Here is a 2,971-nt window from a genome sequence, read left to right as displayed (position 1 = left end):
CATAAAACTTGGAGAAAAATATTGCTATTGCCCTAGTTGTGGTAATGACAAGATTGGAAACAATGAAGGCAAGTTAACAATTGAAGAACACACATATTATAGGGAATGTTCTTGTGGGTTTAATGTATTAATTGATGATAGAAAGGATGAAATATAATGAATATCTTGGCTAGTTTACTTCTAATAGGGATTAGTTTTGTAGCAGGTAGGATTTATGAGTATAGATTGAATCTAAAAGAGAGTGAAAATTGTGATAATGCGGGAGGGTTTAAGAATGAGAAAAGAGGACTTAGATAAAAGAATATGTGATATAGAGCTTGAAGCAGATAATACACAAACATATAGAGAGTTTATTGTTGAAGCAGAAAAAGGAATAGAAACAGGTTCGGCAGACCTAGATAATATGACAGATGAGGAATTGACTGTGTATTTAGATTTTTTAGATGAATTGTTGTTGAAATAAAGAAGGGAGTGGAATAATGACTAACTTTGAAATGATAAAAAGTTTGGATGAGGATGGAATGGCTAATTTTTTTGGAAGCACAGATTGTATTTGTGAGTATTGTATATATGAGGGAGAACCTTGTGGTTATATATGCTATGAAAGTCCCAAAGGGTTCAAAGAATGGCTTTATATGGAGGTAGAAGAATAATGAATAAACTTTATATATGCAGTCCTGAGGGGCTAGAAGAAGTTGAAATTTACAACATAACTGATAAGCATATTGAGTTATACAAAGACAATCTAATGCGTTTTAGAGATACTGATTTCTTCAAGATGGATAAAAATGAATTAGGGAAAATACTAAGCAAAGAAAATATTTTTAATGCTTATACAATTTCAGTTAATAAAGAACGTGCAATAAAAACATGGAATGAGTATGTCAAAAAGGAAATTAAAAATCTGAATGAAAGATTAAAAATGTGTGTGGATTTTATTATAACAAAATAGGGAGGAATAGGTTATGAAATATGAAGAATATGAGGTAGCTTCAAAAAGAGCTAAAGAGTTTGGAAAAATATTAGAGCATAAAAAAGGCGTTGAAAGAGTATTGGAAAAATTAGACTCTGATGATTATAAGATAGAAATAAAATTAGATTTTGGCGATTGTTCATCATACAAATTAAATTTGAGTTCTGATGATGAACAAGAAAATTTTATAAAAAAAGAGATGTATTGTGCATTTAGAAATATAAAAAATAAACTTGAGGAAAAAGTTACTTTAGAACATGAGGTTATAGTTGAAATACCAAAAGAAATAGATATAAAAGATATTTGTGATTGTATAGAACATAAATGTCAAAGAGTATATGATATAGCAGATTATATAAGAGAATTTAATGGGAGACAAATAGATTTTACAGAAGATACTTGTGGAGAAACTGAAATGTTAGTTGAATCATTTAGAAAATGCAAGGAGTGAGCATATGACTAATAAAGAAATGTGCAAGTCAAAGAATCTTGATGAACTAGAAGTATATAAGGAATTTGGGAAAAAGATTTGTGCTAGTTGCATAAATGATAAAAGAGATTGTGAGAGTAAAGATTGTGATACAGCATATAAAAATTGGTTAGAAAAGGAGATTTAAAAATGAAAATAAATTTAAATGATATTCCAGAAGGATATAAAGTAGCTGTTATTCCTATGGTCGAAGCTATAAAGAGAGCGAAAGAAGATGAAAAAGAATTAAGAGAATATTTAAAGGAAATAGAAGAGTGTAAAAAAAATAAATATATCAATTGTAAGAAAAAATGGTACTAAAACACCACTTACTTTTACAAATAAGGAATTAAATATTCGCTTAAAAGAAGAAATTAAACTAGCTATTAAAGGTATAAAAGAAGAAGCTACTGAAGTAAAAGAATTATTAATTAAAATGGAAAATGAAGGAAACAAATAGTCTAGGTTTAAATAATTTAAATAGTCAAGGTAAGATTGTGAATGAAACTAGAACGTTATAGACTTACTTTGACTTATAAAAGAGGTGGTCAATATAGTTATTACAGAGTTTAAAGTGACTTGGCAGACAACTAGAGAATGGGAAAAAGGGAACATATACAGCTCTATATTTACTGATTTAGAAGAAGCAAGAGCTTTTAAAAAAGATGAGGAAAATATGAAAGAAAATTATAATGTGAAGCTTTTAAGTAGAACTATAGTCGAAATTGAAATAGATTAGGCAGGTGTTTTTAATGAATACTTTGATATATAAATATATAGTTAATGAACATAGAGATGAAGCAGATGAGTTAGATAGAGACTATGGAGAATTTAAAATATTTAATGGAGGTAAATGTTTTAGTGGATGTGGTAGGAATTTCTATACATTAGCTAAGTTTAAAAAAATGATAGTTACTTGTCCCCATTGTGGAAAAAAATATCAAATAAAACTTTTTAAAAATGGAAAAGTGAATATGAGAGTAGTTGAGTAAAACAAGGGAAGTGATTATATGAAAAGAAGAAGATGTAATTGGTGTGGCAAGTTGTTTTATCTTGAGGAAAAATCTAAGGAGGCTTATTGTTGTAAGGAATGTAGGAAGAAAGCTAATAGGGTTAGGAGTAAAGATAATGAATAAGTTTCAAAAAGCAGTTTCTCAAATGGTAAAGCAAGAGGAAAAAGAAAACTTATGGCAAGGATATGAGAATTGTAGGGTAGGCAGAAGTATACCAAGTTCAATAAGAAGATACGTAAAAGGATTTAAAAAGTTTGGATATAGCATACATGATGTTTATAAATTTATAAATGATATTAGAAAATATTAATGATTTTTAAGAAATAAAAGGAGAATTTGATTGAGTAAATACAACAATAAGAAAACTATGATAGATGGAATTAAATTTGATAGTAAAGACGAAGCAGAATACTATCTATATCTTAAAGATAAGAAAGCGAAAGGAGAAATTAAAGATTTTGGACTACAACAGAAATTTGAATTGCAACCAAAATTTAAAAAGTTCGGAGTTTCTGA

The 2,971-nt window shown here is 28.2% G+C and carries 13 protein-coding genes; all 13 read left to right on the top strand.

Annotated features, from left to right (window positions below):
• Position 1 precedes the first annotated feature (1 nt).
• A complete protein-coding gene (locus KGF50_RS20990; RefSeq protein ID WP_227849857.1) occupies positions 2-157 on the top strand; it encodes a DUF3797 domain-containing protein in 156 nt (51 codons plus the stop codon).
• Complete coding sequence (locus KGF50_RS20985; protein WP_227849855.1) at positions 157-297, top strand: hypothetical protein; 141 nt, start codon at positions 157-159, stop codon at positions 295-297. The genes KGF50_RS20990 and KGF50_RS20985 overlap by 1 nt, the downstream gene beginning before the upstream one ends.
• Complete coding sequence (locus KGF50_RS20980) at positions 275-463, top strand: hypothetical protein (RefSeq protein ID WP_227849854.1); 189 nt, start codon at positions 275-277, stop codon at positions 461-463. Before KGF50_RS20985 ends, KGF50_RS20980 begins: the two co-directional genes overlap by 23 nt.
• A gap of 16 nt (positions 464-479) precedes the next feature.
• Entirely contained in the window at positions 480-653 is a 174-nt protein-coding gene (locus tag KGF50_RS20975) for a hypothetical protein (protein ID WP_227849853.1), read from the top strand.
• Positions 653-952: a hypothetical protein gene (locus KGF50_RS20970; protein ID WP_227849852.1), complete on the top strand. Its 300-nt coding sequence runs from the start codon at positions 653-655 to the stop codon at positions 950-952. Before KGF50_RS20975 ends, KGF50_RS20970 begins: the two co-directional genes overlap by 1 nt.
• A gap of 13 nt (positions 953-965) precedes the next feature.
• Positions 966-1,424: a hypothetical protein gene (locus tag KGF50_RS20965; protein WP_227849851.1), complete on the top strand. Its 459-nt coding sequence runs from the start codon at positions 966-968 to the stop codon at positions 1,422-1,424.
• 4 nt (positions 1,425-1,428) lie between these two features.
• Positions 1,429-1,590, top strand: coding sequence for a hypothetical protein (locus tag KGF50_RS20960; RefSeq protein ID WP_227849850.1), 162 nt, complete (start codon positions 1,429-1,431; stop codon positions 1,588-1,590).
• A gap of 2 nt (positions 1,591-1,592) precedes the next feature.
• A complete protein-coding gene (locus KGF50_RS20955) occupies positions 1,593-1,763 on the top strand; it encodes a hypothetical protein (protein WP_227849849.1) in 171 nt (56 codons plus the stop codon).
• 253 nt (positions 1,764-2,016) lie between these two features.
• Complete coding sequence (locus KGF50_RS20950; RefSeq protein WP_227849848.1) at positions 2,017-2,181, top strand: hypothetical protein; 165 nt, start codon at positions 2,017-2,019, stop codon at positions 2,179-2,181.
• A gap of 13 nt (positions 2,182-2,194) precedes the next feature.
• Positions 2,195-2,434, top strand: a complete 240-nt coding sequence (locus KGF50_RS20945; protein WP_015981545.1) for a hypothetical protein — start codon at positions 2,195-2,197, stop codon at positions 2,432-2,434.
• An 18-nt stretch (positions 2,435-2,452) separates the two neighbouring features.
• Positions 2,453-2,578, top strand: coding sequence for a hypothetical protein (locus KGF50_RS22440; protein WP_255655080.1), 126 nt, complete (start codon positions 2,453-2,455; stop codon positions 2,576-2,578).
• Entirely contained in the window at positions 2,571-2,765 is a 195-nt protein-coding gene (locus tag KGF50_RS20940; RefSeq protein WP_227849847.1) for a hypothetical protein, read from the top strand. Before KGF50_RS22440 ends, KGF50_RS20940 begins: the two co-directional genes overlap by 8 nt.
• Positions 2,766-2,795: 30 nt before the next feature.
• A partial coding sequence (locus tag KGF50_RS20935) for a DUF1064 domain-containing protein (RefSeq protein ID WP_227849856.1) occupies positions 2,796-2,971 on the top strand: 176 nt, incomplete at its 3' end.

The organism is Clostridioides sp. ZZV15-6598 (assembly GCF_020657705.1).
GTDB lineage: Bacteria > Bacillota > Clostridia > Peptostreptococcales > Peptostreptococcaceae > Clostridioides > Clostridioides difficile_F.
The sequence above is the reverse complement of the archived record's forward strand: the minus strand, read 5'-3'. Positions and strand labels throughout refer to the sequence as shown.